Here is a 15,342-nt window from a genome sequence, read left to right as displayed (position 1 = left end):
TGTCCAAGGGGGAGACACGCACCCGAACCACACGCCTCAACCTCGATGTCTGAGACGGGGCAGGGTGCCAACTCGAACCTCGAAGCCGCTGATTTGCAGCCGAGACTGAACCGTTGAGTGGCATGGGCTCGCGAAAGGGATTGTGACCTGCAGGTTTGTTAAGTCGGCCTACGCATCGCAGCGTGTGGTTGCGCGACGTTACCTGTTGATTGGGGTGCGTAAAGGGAGACCGCCTGCGGCCACGGCTGCCGATGTGGTGGCAATGAGCCGATGGGTCTGCTGCTGACGCCGATCCGGACAACTCGGCAGACCGCCACCAATGCCCGGAGCTCAGCGGCGGGAATACATGCGCAGTCATGTTGTTGAACTGCATGCGCAGTCATGCACTTGGCGGACGCGCCTGGTAGGAGGACGAGATGCAGTTCGGAGTGTTCTCGGTCGGCGACATCGCGCCGAACCCGACGAACGGATACACCTATAGCGAGGCGGAGCGGATCGACAACATCATCCGGGTGGCCCGGAGAGCCGACGAGGTCGGGCTCGACGTGTTCGCGCTCGGCGAGCACCACAACCCGCCGTTCGTGCCCTCGTCCCCGACCACGCTGCTCGGGTACATCGCCGCGCAGACCCAGCGGATCCTGCTGACTACGTCGGTGACGTTGATCACGACGAACGACCCGGTGAAGATCGCCGAGGACTACGCGATGCTCCAGCATGTGGCCAAGGGCCGGATGGACCTGATGGTCGGTCGCGGCAACACAGTGCCGGTGTACCCGTGGTTCGGCAAGGACATCAGGCAGGGCGTCGCTTTGGCGCTGGAGAACTACAACCTGCTGCATCGCCTGTGGCGCGAGGACGTGGTCGACTGGGAGGGGCGTTTCCGCACTCCGTTGCAGGGCTTCACCTCAACCCCGCGTCCGCTGGACGACGTACCGCCGTTCGTGTGGCACGGTTCGATCCGTACGCCGGAGATCGCCGAGCAGGCGGCGTACTACGGCAACGGCTACTTCGCCAACCACATCCTCGCGCCGAACTTCCACTTCAAGCCGCTCGTGGACCTGTACCGGCAGCGGTTCGAGCACTACGGCCACGGAACCGCCGACCAGGCGATCGTCGGCCTCGGCGGGCTGTCGTTCATCGCCAAGCGCTCGCAGGATGCGGTGAACACGTTCCGGCCGTACTACGAGAACTACCCGATGTTCCGGGGCTCGCGGCTCGAGGACCACATCGCCGCCACCCCGATCACCGTCGGCAGCCCGCAGCAGGTGATCGACAAGGTGCTCACCTTCCAGGAAGGGTTCGGCGACTACCAGCGGCAGCTGTTCGCGGTGGACGGGATCTCGCTGCCCGTCGAGCTCGCCCTCGAACAGGTCGAGCTGCTCGGCACCGAGGTCGTTCCCGTGCTGCGCAACGAGATGGAGTCGCGGCGGGCGCCGAACGTCCCCGATGCGCCGACCCATGCGTCGCTCGTGGCGGCGAAGTACGGCGATGCCGAGCCGCGGCAGCCCCGGCCGAACCCGAACCGCGGTGACAACCTGTCTGGCACCTCGCCGTACCAGGACAGCGACCCGGACGTCGAGGCGAACTTCCCGGCGGCGTTCTGATGGTGAGCACCACCAAACTGGCGAACGAGGCCTGGGAGGCGATGTTCCGCGCCCAGGCCACGCTGGCCCGTGAGTTCGAGTACGACGGTGAGTGGGGTGACCTGCTGCCCCGCGAGTACGGCGTTCTGTACGCGCTCTCGCAGGCACCGGACGGACTGCGGATCATCGACCTGTGTGACGACGCGCTGCTAACCCAGGCCGGCGTCTCGCGGCTGGTCGCCCGGCTCGAGCGGCGGGGCCTCGTCGAACGCGGCGGGGACCCGCACGACGGGCGGGCCTCCCGGATCCGCCTCAGCGCCGAGGGCGTCGACGTACAGCGCCAGGTAGGCCGGGCCCACGCCTGGCACGTGGCGACCGCGATGACCCGTGCGCTCGACCGCACCCAACTCGAGACCCTCCGCGACCTCGGCCTCGCCCTGACCGTGAGCGCCGAGGCCGCAACCCAGCACACCACCGAAAAGAGCTCCTCATGAACGCCTCCGGTACTGCGGACGCCGTGACCGTTGCCGTGATCAGTGCCGGCGTCAGCGACCCGTCCTCGACCCGGCTGCTCGCGGATCGGATCGCCCAGAAGACCATCGACACCCTCCGTGCGGCGGGAACCCAGGTCACGGTCAGCGTGATCGATCTCGCCCCGATCGCGGTGGAGATCGCGCGGTCGATCGTATCCGGCCTCCCGGACGAGAAGGTCCAGGCGGCCATCGAGCGGCTCGCCGCGGCCGACGCGATCATCGCCAGTACGCCGGTCTACAAGGCGGCGATCAGTGGTCTGTTCAAGTCGTTCGTCGACCTGATCGACAACGACCTGCTGGTGGCCAAGCCGGTCATCCTGGCCGCTACCGGCGGCACAGGCCGGCACGCCATGGTGGTCGACGACCAATTGCGGCCGCTGTTCGCGTTCCTCCGCGCCATCCCGCTGCCGACGTCGCTGTACGCGGCACCCGAGGACTGGGGATCGGCGGAGCTCGGCCGGCGGATCGGCCGCGCCGCGAACGAACTGACGATGCTGCTGCGCAGCGGCGCGACGCGGCGGATCGCCGACGAGAACTGGGACGGCTACCAGCACCAGTTCGCCGGCAACGCGACCCGCTCGGAGCGATCCGTCGCGGACGTCGACTTCGACAGCGACCTCATGCGCCTCGCCGCCGGCGGCAGACCAGACTGATTTGGCACCGCCCACGATCGGTGCGCGGCATCGACGAGACGTCAGGCCGGCTACCGGCGAAGACCGGGTGGGCCAGCCGATCGCGCTGAAGGCGGGCGAGAGTAGCCCGCCCAACGACTTCGATCGGGCTCTCAGACTTGTGATTCATCTCCTTCTCTTCCTGATGCCCAGGTGGCATCCGGATTTCTTGCTCACGGAGGGTCAGGAGATCCAGGGCGTCTTGTAGGTCCCGGTGTCGCGGAGAGGGCGGTGAAGTCGTCGGCGGCCACTCTTCGGCGATCTTGCGGTCCTAGAGGCGGTAGACGTCGATTGCGTCCCACTCGACGTGAAGACCGGTCGCGGGGATGCCGATGATGGGTCCGGTCGGCGTGCCGCTGACCACCAGGCGAACGACCACCTTGTCACCCTGGCCGAAGATGTCCTTGACCTCGAGCGTGAGGTCGGGGATGGCCTGGATGAGCCGGTCATTCCTTCGGCGTTGCCGAAGGCAACGACCTTCACCCCGTCGACCGATATCACTCCACCCACCGACCGAAGGCGGCACGGTGAGAAGGGTCGGCAAATCCCAACGGCACCAGAGCGTCGCGCGTCTACAGCTGATTCCAGTGCCTACACCCCGCGCACCTGCGCTCGGCTACGACGACGGTTAGGCGTCCGGGGTGACCTGACGCCTGTCTCTTCGGAGTCAGGGATGATCTTGTGGATGGCGCGGCGGGCGCGCTCGCCGGCTGCCCGGTCGCGGTGCAACTGGATTGCCTGGTTGGTGCTGAGGGCCACGCCGTCGAGTTCGAAGACGAGCTGAGTCACGTCGGTGTCTACCGGCAGTTCCCCGGTCTCGATGGCAGCCTGGATCTCCGCCGTTTGCAGGGCATGCCAACCACTCGACGCGGACAGTACCGCCGTACGCACGCCCGGACGCCCCTCGAAGTCCGCGGCAGCAGCGATCAACAGACAGCCACCCGCCGCCACCTGCTGCGCTTCGAGATAGGAGATCCACGCCTCACACAACCGCAACCGCGGGATCCGCCGCACCCTGGCCGCCAGCACCGCCTTCGGGCTCGCCCTGCTCGGCGCGATCCTCGGCGTCGGCGTCGCGTACCTGTTGGTGGCCGCGATCCTGGCCGAGGACATCGGTCTGCTCACGCGGGAGCCGGTCGTCGAACTCGCGGTCACCGTTGTCGGCGTGCCGCTGGTCGCCGCGGCGGCCACTGGTTGCTGGCCGGCCGAGAGCCCCGAAACCTGAACAAGCGGCCGTGACAGTACAAGAGCAGCGAGGGCGTTCTTAGCCGATGGCCGCTGCCAGTGTGGTCGAGCCGCCGACCACCGGGACCGTGAGTGAGCTGTGGGCCAGGTCGAGGGTCAGCTTCGTGCCAGGCCGCGGCCGGATCGTGAAGTCGCGGTCGCTGGAGATGACCATCAACGCGAGGCGATTCCCGGCCGGTACGACAACGTCCTTCGGCTGCAGGTCGAAGTCGATCCCGTACATCCGGCCCGGCTTGGTCGGTATGTCGGCCCAATCGGAATTGCGGTTGGCCGGGTCGGTCCAGCCCCGCGTGAGGATCGTGCCGTTGCCTGCTGGTGAATAGCTCACCAGCGCCGCGGTCAGATTCGCTCTCGGCTCGCTGAACGCCAACTGCAGCGAGACTGTCGGCGTTCCGCTGATGCGGACGGGCTGCGTGAGTGGCGGCGTCTGGTAGATCAGTCGCACGTTCGAGGAGGCCGTGTTCGCTGAGGTGAGCGCGGCGATCGACGCGTCATCGGTCAGCGTCTCCGTCGGGCTCCCCGGAACCGATGGTGCGATTGTCAGTCCGCCGCGCAATGGAGCCCCTGGTGTGAGGTGCAGTGCGACCTCGCTCGAGGCGGGATCTGGCCATTCCGCGTACGGGGTCGGGTTCGCATTCCCACAGACGAGGCTGACGACTGTGCCGTCAGCGACCTTCTGGCCGGTCCCGGTGGCCACCGCTGACGCCAGTACCAGGTGCGTTGCGTCCGGGATGTCCGTGATCAGGCGCGTCGTGTTCGTGATCGTGCCGTCGGCGTTCGTTTGCGGGACCGTGAGCACGAAGCCGATCTGGAAGGGGCCGGTGTCCGCGACCGTCAGCGTCGCGGTGTTCGACTGATCGCCGGCAACCGTCGTCTGGCGAGGTGGGCAGGACGCGGCCTCGCGGACAACCCAGGAGCGCGGCAGCGACTCGACGCCGTTCGGTACGCCGTAGAGGTAGCGAGTGAACCAGTAGTTGATCAGCACATCGGGCGGCATTCCGCCATGACCGCCCTGGTGGAAGTAGAACATGTGCGGCACGTCGCGCTTCTTGAGTGCGGTGTAGAACTGCGCCGCGTTCTTCGTCATGACATTGAAGTCGTTGTTGCCATGGGCAAGCAGGGTCGCGGCGTGGACGTTGTCGACGTCCTTCATGTAGTTGCGCTCCTGCCAGAACCCACTGCGGTTGCCGGTGGCTCGATCGATGTGCGCCTTGAGGTAGTCGATCTCGGGCTGACAGATCGTGCGCGGCCCGGCCTCGTCGAGACGTGAGTACACGACGTCCGCCAGTACGTCGAGATCCTCACCCTGGAACGCGTTGTTGTTGCCCGTCGGGTTGGATGAGGAGTGTGGGGCCCGCACCATGCCGTTGGCGCGGTAGTAGTCGTACCAGTCGGAGATGGCAGAGATCGGCACGATGGCCTCGAGCCCCTCGACACCGGTCGTCGCCACGGCCTCCGGGATCGTCCCGTTGTAGGAAGTGCCGATCATGCCGACCTTGCCGGTCGTCCAGGACGCGGCCGCAGGATTGTTGCCGGTGCGCGTCGTATACGCGGCCACCCGGCCGTTGAGCCAGTCGATCACAGCCTTGGCGGCCAGTGTCTCGTTCGTACCACCCGAGGTCGGGCAACCGTCGGAGTGGCCGGTACCCGGTGACTCGGCGTGGACGACGGCGAAGCCGCGCGGCACCCAGGTCGACTCGTATCTTGTACTGATCGTGGGGCTGGTGTTGAAGGCCGGCCAGAGCGGTGTTGCCGGCCGCGTCGCCGGAGGTGCGCCGAGCTCGTGGTCGACGGCCCAGTTGCTGTACTCCGACGCCGTTCCCGCGTAGTACGGGCTGTCTTCGAAGACGACCGGCACCTTCAGTCCGTCGGTGAGTACCTCCTGCGGCGCGGTGAAGTCGGTGTGGATCCGGTCCAGCTTGCCGTCATGGTCACTGTCGAACGACGCCTGGACCCAGACCTCACCGCTGTACCAGTCGGCGGGGTTGGTCGAGAAGACGGCCTGCGCAAGGCCATCGACGAACGTCGGGACCGCAGGCGTCGGGGCCTCGGTCCTGAGATTGCGCGTCCCCTGCGCCGACGCAGGGCTCGCCGCTACTGCTGCCACTAGGGCGGTCGCCGCCACGGCCGCCAGAAGAAGTCGAGCTCTCATCGCTGCTACCCCTCTGCGTTCCCCAGCACGTCGAACCTCAGCATCATGCGGCGCCAGAGTCGGAACCGCAACAGTCTGGCCGTGGATGGCTGCGCGCTGTCACCAGGCCCTGCCGGGAGCCCCGCCGGCGCTGACTCGCCGTCGCCAGGGCCGCCGTGCGGCAAGCCGAGAACCTCAACTCATACGTCGTAGCACGGTCTCAACGGCGTCGATCAGCGGATCACCTTCGGTCCGCGGGTGCCGTGCGAGACCGAGCTCAACGTCCGGCAGGGTCGGCAGGGCGTTCGCGTCGTGGCAGGCCATGGCCGGTTCGAGGTTCGCGGGCATGACTGCCGCGACGCCGAGCCCGGCCCGTACTGCGGCGAGCACACCGACAAGGCTGTTACTTTCGAACGCCAGCCGCCAGCGCCGATCGGCACGTGCCAGCGTTTCCAGCACTGACGTGCGAAAGAAGCAGGGATCCGAGAACAACACCACCGGCAGCGGATCGGTAGCCACGTCCACACCCTGGCCGATTGCCCAGACCAGCGGGCGGCGTGCCGTCCAGCGCGGCGGCGCAGGTACGTCTGGGACCTGGTCGAGCACGAGTTGGACCCGGCCCGCGTCGTAGGCCTCCCGCATCGCGGCGGTGGACAAGTTGAGCACCTCCAGCGTTGCGCCGGGGTGCACTCGGGCGAGGTCGGCGAGGGCCTGCGGCAGCTGGGACACAGTGATGTCTTCGAGCAACCCGACGCTGCAGCGGCCGGTCAGCGCGCGCCCGGTTTCGGTGAGTGCCTGCGCGGAGAGCGAAAGAATGCGTTCGGCGTACGGCAGGAGCTCCTCGCCCGCCCGGGTCAGCAAGACGCCGGACGGCGATCGGTAAAGCAGCGGACGGCCGGTGGCGCTCTCGAGTTTGCGTAACTGCTGACTGAGCCCGGGCTGGGTAAGTCCCAGCGCGGCCGCGGCGCGGCTGATGCTGCCGAGCCGTACGGCGGTGACGAACGACCGCAGCAACGAGGTCTGAAGATCTCTGGCCATAAGCAATTGTTATGTCATCCCCAACAAATTGGCCACTTCCTATGGGCGTGATGGCTGATCTAGCGTCACTAGGTGACCGGATACCGACAGGTGCTCGCGGTGCCAGGGATGGCACCGCTACTGGGCATTTCGCTGCTCGCCCGGGTGGCGATCACGGCTGACGTGATGGCGCTGACGCTGTATGTCGTGCTGGGCCTCAATAGGAGCTATGCGGCCGCGGGTGGCGTCGCGGCGGCGACGACCTTGGGGTTGGCGCTGGGCGGGCCGCTGATCGGCCGCATCATCGACTGGCGGGGCGCACGGATCGTAGTGCTGGTCACGGTCGTAGTGCAGGTCGTGTTCTGGCTGAGCGTGCCGATCCTGCCGTACGGGATCCTGCTGGGCGCCGCGTTCGTGGCGGGTCTGCTGATGGTGCCGGCCCAGCCGGTGACCAGGCAGGCGATCGCCGCGATGACGACGGCGGCACAGCGCCGGCCCGCGTTCGCGCTGGAATCGGTGCAGGGCGAACTGTCGTACGTGCTAGGCCCGCCGATCGTGATCGTCAGCGCGGCGAAGGTGTCCCCTGGTGTGGTGGCGTGGGGTGTCGGCGCGGCGATCGTGGCGGGTGGAGTCGGGCTCGCCCTGCTCAACCCGCCGCTGCGTTCCGACGACGAGGTGGATGCCGACACGGTCGGCCGCCCTCGTCGCCGGGAGTGGTTGGGTCCGGGCATGATCGCTGTGCTGGTGATGGCGTTCGGCACCACGATGCTGCTCGGCGGCACCGACCTGGCCATCGTCGCCACGCTCCAGGAAGCCGGCCAGGTGTCCTGGGCCGCCGTGGTTGTGGCGGTGTATGGCGTGGCTTCCATCGTCGGCGGGCTGGTATACGGCGTGCTTTCTCGGCCGCTGCCCACGTGGCTGCTGCTCGGTTTGCTCGGGCTGGCGACCATTCCCGCCGGGCTGGCCCCCGATTGGCACTGGCTCTGCGTGGCCGGTGTCGGTGCCGGGCTGCTCACCGCGCCGACTCTTTCCACGGTCGCCGACGCGGTGAGTCGGCTCGCGCCCGCCAGCGTGCGCGGTGAGGCGACAGGCCTGCAATCGTCGGCGCTGAGCGCGGGTTTCGCGCTCGGCGCACCCATCGTCGGGATTTCGATCGACGTCTCCGTGCCGGCAGCGGGCTTCGCGGCGGCCGGGCTGGCCGGTCTTGCCGCCGCGCTGACTGGATTCCTGCTGTCCTCCCGCTCGCTCGCGCGAACGCGGTCCCCGGTCAGCGATCTCAGCCTCGCCGAGGCATCGGACCGTGATCCGCCCGGGCACCGGCGCCGCTGCGGTGACGAACAATGTACGAGCGCGGAAACGGGATTAGGCGGTAGCAAGTAGTCGCCAGCGCGGCCGACGCCTGAGCGAAGTGGTTCGGGAAACGGCCGCGACTCAACCCGGGTCAGACGAGCGGTCAGGACTGCGGCGCATCGGCGAACGGGAACGGCTTGCGGGACCGGGCTTGCAGTTGGTAGCGCTGGTGGAGCACCATCGCGATCGCGAACACGACGGCGGCCACCAGGATCGACGGCCACAGGGGCCCGCTCGCGATCGCGGCGACCGCGAAGCCGCCGACGGCCCCGAGCAGGACGCTGTTGATCACGCCGATCATGCCGACGGCGCTCAGCGCGACCTGCCAACGCGACCGTAGGTAGCCGTCGAGCGCCAACACAGCGGCGATGTCGTCGGTGGGGGCGGCCACGCCGAGGTAGCCACTGAGGCCCGGGGCCGCTTCGTGGTAGAAGCGCCGGATCCGGTTGATGCGCTGCAGGTAGAGCGTGTCCTCGATCGAGGACTGCAGCACACGCTCGAACGTGACCAGGCCGAGGAAGGACAGCACCGGGAACAGCACCAGGCCGAACGTCAGCAGCGTGCTGCGCGACGTCTGCCCGGCGAACGCGAGCGCGACCAGGCCGGCGGACACGGCCCCGAGGAAGATGCTGGTCCGCCCGTTGGACTCCGAGATGGTGGCCGACCGGGCCGTCTGTAAGTTGAAGTGCTCGGTAGTCATGATCGTGACGGCTGCCTGCGGGTTCTGGGGCAGCGACTCGTACGGATGTTTCATGGCACCCATCCTCGCCGACGCCAGCCGCTCACCGTTCGTTCGCCGGTCACTCACCGGGCGGGCCTCTGCGTTGCCGGAGAGATCAGGATCCACACCCGCCGTACGTTCGCGCCTGAGCCTGGCAGGCCGTGGAGCAAGGGCGGCGGCGCCGCTCCACCTGGAGTCGGAGCGTAGCTCGGGCCCGTGGGCTGATGCGGAACCGCTCCGGCGGTGGCAGCGTCTGCGCTATGGCGAGGCCCGAGGTAATGACTGCTGAAAGGGGTTCTCGATGATCACTGGAGTCGCCAAGGTCGTCGTCCCGGTCGACGATCAGGAGCGTGCAAAGCAGTTCTGGACCGGAGCAATCGGGTTCCACGTTGTCATGGACGAGGTCTACGGTGACGAGCGCTGGATTGAGGTCGAGGCGCCGGATCGCTCGGTAGTGCTCGTGCTGAGCCGCCGTCCCAGCGACGAGCCGAGGCGTCAGGTGCCGGACGCGCTGCCGCACTCGAATGTGTTCTTGACGTGCGAGGACATCGAGCAGACCTACGCCGAACTGACTGGCCGTGGCGTGCGGTTCCCCGCGCCGCCCGCGGAAATGCACTTCGGCGTGTGGTCGATGTTCGAGGACTGGGAGGGGACGCGGTTCGCGCTCGGACAGTGGGGATCGCGGTCAGCGTGAACGGCGTTATGGACACGACGGTTCGACGAATCTCCCTACGCAGTCCCCGGCCAAGGTCCTGAGCTCACACCGCCCGCCGATCCACCATGATTGGGGCGGCGGGCTCCGCCCCGCGGATGATGTCGATGTCGAGAGTCGCGCAGTACAGTCTGCTTGTGGTAGCGGGTTCCGCTCGGGCTTGGTTCGAAGCTGACGGGCTTCGCCGCGTTGTGCCGTTCTTCTCTCTGGCGTTTGGCCTCGTCGCGGCGATCACGCAGCCGTCGTCGGCCGCCGACATCGTGCTGGCCGCGGTGCCGGTCGCCGCTTTCGGCCTGTGGGCTTTCGCCCCCAAGGTGCCGCTCGCCGCCGTATCCGTCGGCGTAGTCGTCCCGGTGGTGGTGGCACAGCGCTCCGGACAGCTCGAGCCGGTGATGTTCAATGCCGTTCTGCTCGCTTTCGCGGCCGCGCGTTGGTCTCGGCCGCTCGGAGCGGCCGCGTCGCTCGGTGTGCTCGCGGCGGCCACGCCGGTGCTGGTGGCCCTGGTCCAGGATCCGATGGAGGTCGCGGTCGGTATCTGGATCGTGGCCATCGTCTTCATCTGGGTCGTCGGTCGCGCGGTCGCGCGCCAGGAGCGACTCGTGGTCGAGCTCGAGGGCCTCCGGCGGCAGCTGGCCGAGCAGGAGCTGCTGGCCGAGCGGCGTCAGGTCGCTCGTGACGTCCACGACTTCGTCGGGCACGGGTTGGCTGCCGTGATGCTCCAGGTCACGAGTGCCCGGCACGTGCTGCGCCGCGACTTGGCGTCTGCTGAGGAAGCGCTGCGATCGGCCGAGGAGGTGGGCCGCCGCAGCATGGAGGAGCTGCGGCGTACGGTCACGTTGCTCCGTCACGACGACGAGGCAGCAGTGGCACCGCCGCCGTCGACCGCAGAGATCCCTGCACTCGTCGACCAGGCCCGGGCCGGGGGCCTGGCCGTCGAGCTGCGAATGCGAGGAGACCTCGCTCGGATTTCGCCGGGGACAGGCGTCGCGCTCTACCGGATCGCCCAGGAGGCGCTGGCGAACGCCGCTCGGCACGCGCCGCGCGCCCAAACCGTTCTCGGGCTCGAGCTGTCGGACGGCGACGTACGTCTCGTGGCCGAGACCTCGGGACCAGTCGCCACCGCCGGGGCGACTGATCCCGAGCGGCCCCGGTACGGCGTGATCGGTATGAGGGAACGGGCGAGTGCGCTCGGCGGCGACCTCGTGGCCGGGCCGACGCCGCACGGTTGGCAGCTGAGCTGCCGGCTGCCGCTGAAGGTGGACAACGAGCTACCAGAGGGAGATCCGCGAAGGTCATGATCCGTGTTGCTCTCGTCGACGATCAGGCGATCGTGCGCGGTGGCTTGGCGCGGATCCTCTCGCCTGCGGACGGGTTCGAGGTCGTAGCCGAGTGCGCCGACGGCAGGCAGGCGGTGGCGGAGTTGCCCGGCGTGCGCCCGGACGTCGTCCTGATGGACATCCGGATGCCGGACCTGGACGGAATCGCCGCGACGAAGCGATTACGTGCCGCCGAGAACCCCCTCGTCGTCCTCGTGCTCACGACCTTCGGTGAGGACGAAGTGCTCTGGGGGGCGATCGAGGCCGGTGCGGCTGGGTTCGTGCTCAAGTCCTCGTCCGCCGAGGATCTGATCGCGGCGGTTCGTGCGGTCGCCGGCGGCGGGGCCTGGTTCGACGCGGCGGTCGCGCCGCGGCTGCTCGACCGGTACCGGCGTGTCGTTGCACCGGCGGCACGGGACGCGGCGCGGATCGACCTGCTCACCAACCGCGAACACGACGTCCTGCGATTGATGGCGCGCGGTGCCACCAATGCCGAAATCGCCGCGGACCTGCACATCGGCGAGGCGACGGTGAAGACGCGGGTCGGCGGCATCTTCGCCAAGCTTGGTGTACGCGACCGGCCTGCCGCGATCGTGTTCGCGTACGACCACGGTGTTGTCACTCCGGGCCGGACGCCGTAGGACGGCCTCCACCCATGGTCGGAACGCAGTTCGAGCCCGTGGGGCGATGCGGCACCGGACGGGCGTGCTTAGCGTCGGCGATATGACCGAGAACCTCGCGTGGGCCTGCAGCCGCCGGCCGTGGCTCGTGGTCGGGCTGTGGCTCGTCGTCATTGTCAGCGCCTTCGGGGTGGTGGCGACGCTCCTCGCGTTCGAGGGCGAGACAGAGATCACGAAGACGACCGAGTCCAAGGAGGCCGACCGGGTCCTCGCCGCGGGCTTTCCCCGCGAGGTGGCGAGCGGAGAGGCGATCAGCGAGGTCGTCGTGGTGAGGGCCGAGGACGGCAAGGTCGAAGCGGCTGCTCCGCGCGCGCGAGTCGTCGCACTCGCAGCTGAGCTGCGCGCGGCCGGGGCGAACCGCGTCGTCACCTACGGCGAGGACCCGCGGCTCGTCTCGCAGGACGGTGACTCGACGGTGCTCCAGGTCGCACTTGGCCGCGACGGGGAGGACGACGTCGACGATGTGGTCGATGCGGTTCAGCGCCTCGATGACGAGCCTGGCTACCGCGCGGCGGTGACCGGCAGCAGGACGGCGGACGCCGATGAGGACACTGCTTCGCTGGAGGATCTGAAGAAAGGCGAACTCTTCTTCGGCGCTCCGCTCGCGCTCGTCGTCCTGCTGCTCGTCTTCGGCGCGGTCGTCGCGGGCCTCGTTCCGGTCCTGATCGCGCTCACCTCGATCGTGGTCGCCCTCGCGCTCGTGGCGCTCCTGGCACAGGCGTACGACGTCTCCGTTTTCACCCAGAACATGCTGATCGGCATGGGCCTCGCCCTCGGAATCGACTACTCGCTCTTCACCCTCTCCCGCTATCGGGAGGAGCGGCTGCGGGAGCGGACGAAGCATGAGGCCATCGCCACTGCAGGTGCCACCGCCGGCCGTGCCGTCCTCTTCAGCGGGATCGCGTTCGTGCTCGCGATGCTCGGGCTCCTGCTGGTTCCGAGCACGATCTTCCGCAGCCTCGCAGCTGGCGCGATCCTGGTCGGGATCGTCTCGGTGATCGCCGCGCTGACGCTGCTCCCCGCGGTTCTCGCACTGCTCGGCGACCGGGTGAATGCGCTGCGCATCCCCTTCTTCGGCCGCGCAACTGAGCAGCGGGCCGGGAGGGGCGCTTCTGGGGCGCGATCGTCCACCGGGTCATGCGCCACCCGGCCGCCAGCCTCGTGCTCGGCGCCGGCCTGCTGCTCGCGCTGGCGGCCCCGGTGCTGGCGCTCAACACAGGTACGTCGGGGGCTGCGACGCTTCCCGACACCTTCGAGTCGAAGCAGGGCTATCTCCTCCTCCGCGAGGAGTTTCCGAAGGAGTCGACCGAGCCGGTCGATATCGCGGTCGCCGGAGACGTCCGCGGGTCCGCCATCGTGGGCGCTGTGGCTCGCCTCAGGCGGGAACTCGCCCGCCGCCCGATCTTCGGGGAACCGGTCGTCGAGGCAAACGACGCGGGCACGGTCGCCCGCGTCACGGTTCCGATCGCGGCCAATCCAGACAGCGAGGGTGCGATCGAGGCCGTCCGCGGACTACGCGACGAGGTCGTCCCCGTTGCGTTCGCAGGTGTCGATGCCGCGGTGTACGTCGGCGGCGACACCGCGGAGGAACTCGATTACCAGGACACCGTCAACTTCTGGCTTCCACTCGTGCTCCTCTTCGTGCTCGGACTCAGCTTCCTCCTGCTCACGCTCGCGTTCCGCTCGATCGTCGTTCCAGCGACCGCGATCGCCATGAACCTGCTCTCGGTCGGAGCGGCCTACGGGTTGCTCGTGCTCGTCTTCCAAGAAGGCGTCGGCAACGAGCTCCTCGGGCTGAGCGAGGCCGAGACGATCGACGCCTGGGTTCCGCTCTTCTTGTTCGCTGTCCTCTTCGGACTCTCGATGGACTATCAAGTCTTCCTGCTCAGCCGCATCCGTGAGCGCTACACGGCGACCGGCGACACGGACGCCGCCATCTCGTTCGGCATCGGCTCGACGGCTCGCCTGATCACCGGCGCCGCACTCATCATCATCGCCGTCTTCTGGGGCTTCGCGATGGGCGACACCATCGCGTTCCAGCAGATGGGCTTCGGCATCGCTGTCGCGCTGCTGATCGACGCGACGATCGTCCGCTCCGTGCTCGTCCCGGCAACGATGAAGCTGCTCGGCGAGCGCAACTGGTACCTGCCCTCCTGGCTCACCTGGCTCCCCGACGTGCGCGTCGAGGGCTCCAAGCCGCCACCGAACGCTCACATTGGGCCGATGCCCGGCGGAAGCCTGTGACGGATGCTCAGCGTCTCGCGGCAGCACCCCATCGATGAGTCGAAGTGGACAGTACTGGATGACCCGGTGATGAGCGCGCGTCTGCCGGTCAGCTGCAGGTCCACTGCGCCCACTCGGGCCGCTGGGCCGGGTCGAATCTGCGTACGGCGCCGGCTTGGGCTGGTGATCGGGACGCCGGCCGCACCCGAGCGCGCCGGCGGCTGCCACGCTGCTGATGATCTTGCGCATGTGGTGTCTGCTCCTAGGTCCTGCTGGTCGACGATGACTCCGCCGGTCAGGTTGACGACGGTTCCGCCGAGCTCGCGCGAGGCTGGTCAGGAATCGAGAAGCGTGGGCGATGGCGGACTCGTAGCGTCATTGGCAGAGCGGTCCGGCGTACGAGACGTTGCAGACGCTCGAGCGCGGTGGGGTGACGACTGGCAGCCTGACTCCGATCGAGGTGCTGGTGCCGACCGCCCAGGCCCGGCCGGTGGCCGACGCGCTCGCACAGGTCGACGGGTCGAGCGAGCAGTGGTCTCGCGGGACGGGTCGAGCAACCGCGACGGCCGCAGCGTCGTCGTGCTGATACCCGACCGCGAAACTGTGAACTCCCGCAGTGTCGACGTCGTACGGTGAGTGCAGGAGCGTGCTGTGCAACTGCCGGGCGTGCTCGGCGTGACCGGGATCGGCGCCGCGCAGATTGACTTCCTCCGCGCGCGTTCCTGTACGGGCTGTCCATGGCTACGAGGTATTCATCCTGGCCCGGACACGGGAGGTGTACGACGCCGGGGCGGCACGGACCACGCGGTGATCGAGGGCCTGGCACGGACCGGACGACTCGTGACCAGCGCCGCGTTGATCCTGTTCCTGGCGTTCGCGGCGCTGGCGTCCGGGCCCGGCACCGACCTGAAGGTGATGGCGACCGGACTCGGACTCGGCATCCTGCTTGACGCGACGATCATCCGGGCATTGCTGGTGCCCTCGCTGGTCTCGCTGTTCGGCCCCTGGAACTGGTATCTGCCCGGCTGGGTCGCCCGGGTGCTGCGTATCCCGCAGCCGAAAACCGCCGCGGATAGGGAACACGAGACAGTAAGCGTCTGAGCACGCGCGGAGTCGCCCGCATCGGGGCGGCTCCGCCCAGTCACCCCTCTTGCCGGGGC

At 68.3% G+C, this 15,342-nt stretch carries 16 protein-coding genes and 1 pseudogene; 12 read left to right on the top strand and 5 right to left on the bottom strand.

The annotated features are described in order from the left end of the window. Positions 1-416: 416 nt before the first annotated feature. From ACZ3HV_RS43275 to ACZ3HV_RS43265, 3 genes are read left to right on the top strand one after another with little or no spacing between them, the layout of a single operon-like run. Positions 417-1,604: a CE1758 family FMN-dependent luciferase-like monooxygenase gene (locus ACZ3HV_RS43275; protein WP_465693642.1), complete on the top strand. Its 1,188-nt coding sequence runs from the start codon at positions 417-419 to the stop codon at positions 1,602-1,604. Continuing rightward, complete coding sequence (locus ACZ3HV_RS43270; protein WP_465693641.1) at positions 1,604-2,077, top strand: MarR family winged helix-turn-helix transcriptional regulator; 474 nt, start codon at positions 1,604-1,606, stop codon at positions 2,075-2,077. Before ACZ3HV_RS43275 ends, ACZ3HV_RS43270 begins: the two co-directional genes overlap by 1 nt. Continuing rightward, positions 2,074-2,769, top strand: a complete 696-nt coding sequence (locus tag ACZ3HV_RS43265) for a CE1759 family FMN reductase (RefSeq protein WP_465693640.1) — start codon at positions 2,074-2,076, stop codon at positions 2,767-2,769. Before ACZ3HV_RS43270 ends, ACZ3HV_RS43265 begins: the two co-directional genes overlap by 4 nt. Positions 2,770-3,058: 289 nt before the next feature. Here ACZ3HV_RS43265 and ACZ3HV_RS43260 read toward each other — a convergent pair whose 3' ends face one another. Beyond that, positions 3,059-3,313, bottom strand: a complete 255-nt coding sequence (locus ACZ3HV_RS43260) for an ester cyclase (RefSeq protein WP_465693638.1) — start codon at positions 3,311-3,313, stop codon at positions 3,059-3,061. A 65-nt stretch (positions 3,314-3,378) separates the two neighbouring features. Continuing rightward, complete coding sequence (locus ACZ3HV_RS43255) at positions 3,379-3,900, bottom strand: TetR family transcriptional regulator C-terminal domain-containing protein (RefSeq protein ID WP_465693637.1); 522 nt, start codon at positions 3,898-3,900, stop codon at positions 3,379-3,381. On the opposite strand from ACZ3HV_RS43255, the gene ACZ3HV_RS43250 reads away from it, so the two are divergent. Beyond that, positions 3,875-4,012 (top strand): hypothetical protein, encoded by a 138-nt coding sequence (locus ACZ3HV_RS43250; RefSeq protein WP_465693635.1) that lies wholly within the window; start codon positions 3,875-3,877, stop codon positions 4,010-4,012. The two genes, ACZ3HV_RS43255 and ACZ3HV_RS43250, sit on opposite strands and share 26 nt — an antisense overlap. 39 nt (positions 4,013-4,051) lie before the next feature. Here ACZ3HV_RS43250 and ACZ3HV_RS43245 read toward each other — a convergent pair whose 3' ends face one another. Both ACZ3HV_RS43245 and ACZ3HV_RS43240 read right to left on the bottom strand, forming a co-directional pair. Further along, positions 4,052-6,184, bottom strand: a complete 2,133-nt coding sequence (locus ACZ3HV_RS43245; protein WP_465693634.1) for a Xaa-Pro dipeptidyl-peptidase — start codon at positions 6,182-6,184, stop codon at positions 4,052-4,054. 174 nt (positions 6,185-6,358) lie between these two features. Beyond that, entirely contained in the window at positions 6,359-7,201 is an 843-nt protein-coding gene (locus ACZ3HV_RS43240; protein WP_465693633.1) for a LysR family transcriptional regulator, read from the bottom strand. A 72-nt stretch (positions 7,202-7,273) separates the two neighbouring features. On the opposite strand from ACZ3HV_RS43240, the gene ACZ3HV_RS43235 reads away from it, so the two are divergent. Next, positions 7,274-8,560: an MFS transporter gene (locus ACZ3HV_RS43235; RefSeq protein WP_465693632.1), complete on the top strand. Its 1,287-nt coding sequence runs from the start codon at positions 7,274-7,276 to the stop codon at positions 8,558-8,560. Positions 8,561-8,633: 73 nt separating this feature from the next. Here the strand turns inward: ACZ3HV_RS43235 and ACZ3HV_RS43230 are convergent, their stop codons facing one another. Continuing rightward, the gene (locus ACZ3HV_RS43230; RefSeq protein WP_465693631.1) at positions 8,634-9,284 is read right to left on the bottom strand and encodes a hypothetical protein; all 651 of its coding nucleotides are present in this window, start codon (positions 9,282-9,284) and stop codon (positions 8,634-8,636) included. Between the two features lie 268 nt (positions 9,285-9,552). On the opposite strand from ACZ3HV_RS43230, the gene ACZ3HV_RS43225 reads away from it, so the two are divergent. The 7 genes and pseudogenes from ACZ3HV_RS43225 (at position 9,553) to ACZ3HV_RS43195 (ending at position 15,283) form a co-directional block, all read left to right on the top strand. After that, positions 9,553-9,945, top strand: a complete 393-nt coding sequence (locus tag ACZ3HV_RS43225; protein WP_465693630.1) for a glyoxalase superfamily protein — start codon at positions 9,553-9,555, stop codon at positions 9,943-9,945. A 209-nt stretch (positions 9,946-10,154) separates the two neighbouring features. Then, positions 10,155-11,261 (top strand): sensor histidine kinase, encoded by a 1,107-nt coding sequence (locus ACZ3HV_RS43220; RefSeq protein WP_465693629.1) that lies wholly within the window; start codon positions 10,155-10,157, stop codon positions 11,259-11,261. After that, positions 11,258-11,920 carry a response regulator transcription factor gene (locus tag ACZ3HV_RS43215; RefSeq protein WP_465693627.1) on the top strand — a complete coding sequence of 221 codons (663 nt, stop codon included), beginning with the start codon at positions 11,258-11,260 and terminating at the stop codon, positions 11,918-11,920. The genes ACZ3HV_RS43220 and ACZ3HV_RS43215 overlap by 4 nt, the downstream gene beginning before the upstream one ends. Before the next feature lie 46 nt (positions 11,921-11,966). Then, a pseudogene (locus ACZ3HV_RS43210) lies at positions 11,967-12,950 on the top strand (MMPL family transporter); the annotation flags it as partial. A gap of 146 nt (positions 12,951-13,096) precedes the next feature. Further along, positions 13,097-14,203: an MMPL family transporter gene (locus ACZ3HV_RS43205; RefSeq protein WP_465693625.1), complete on the top strand. Its 1,107-nt coding sequence runs from the start codon at positions 13,097-13,099 to the stop codon at positions 14,201-14,203. Between the two features lie 409 nt (positions 14,204-14,612). Beyond that, on the top strand, positions 14,613-14,768 hold the full coding sequence (locus ACZ3HV_RS43200; RefSeq protein WP_465693624.1) for a hypothetical protein: 156 nt from the start codon (positions 14,613-14,615) through the stop codon (positions 14,766-14,768). Positions 14,769-14,833: 65 nt separating this feature from the next. After that, complete coding sequence (locus ACZ3HV_RS43195; RefSeq protein ID WP_465693622.1) at positions 14,834-15,283, top strand: MMPL family transporter; 450 nt, start codon at positions 14,834-14,836, stop codon at positions 15,281-15,283. The last annotated feature ends 59 nt before the right edge of the window (positions 15,284-15,342 follow it).

It is taken from the genome of Kribbella sp. NPDC020701 (genome assembly GCF_055562215.1).
The sequence above is the reverse complement of the archived record's forward strand: the minus strand, read 5'-3'. Positions and strand labels throughout refer to the sequence as shown.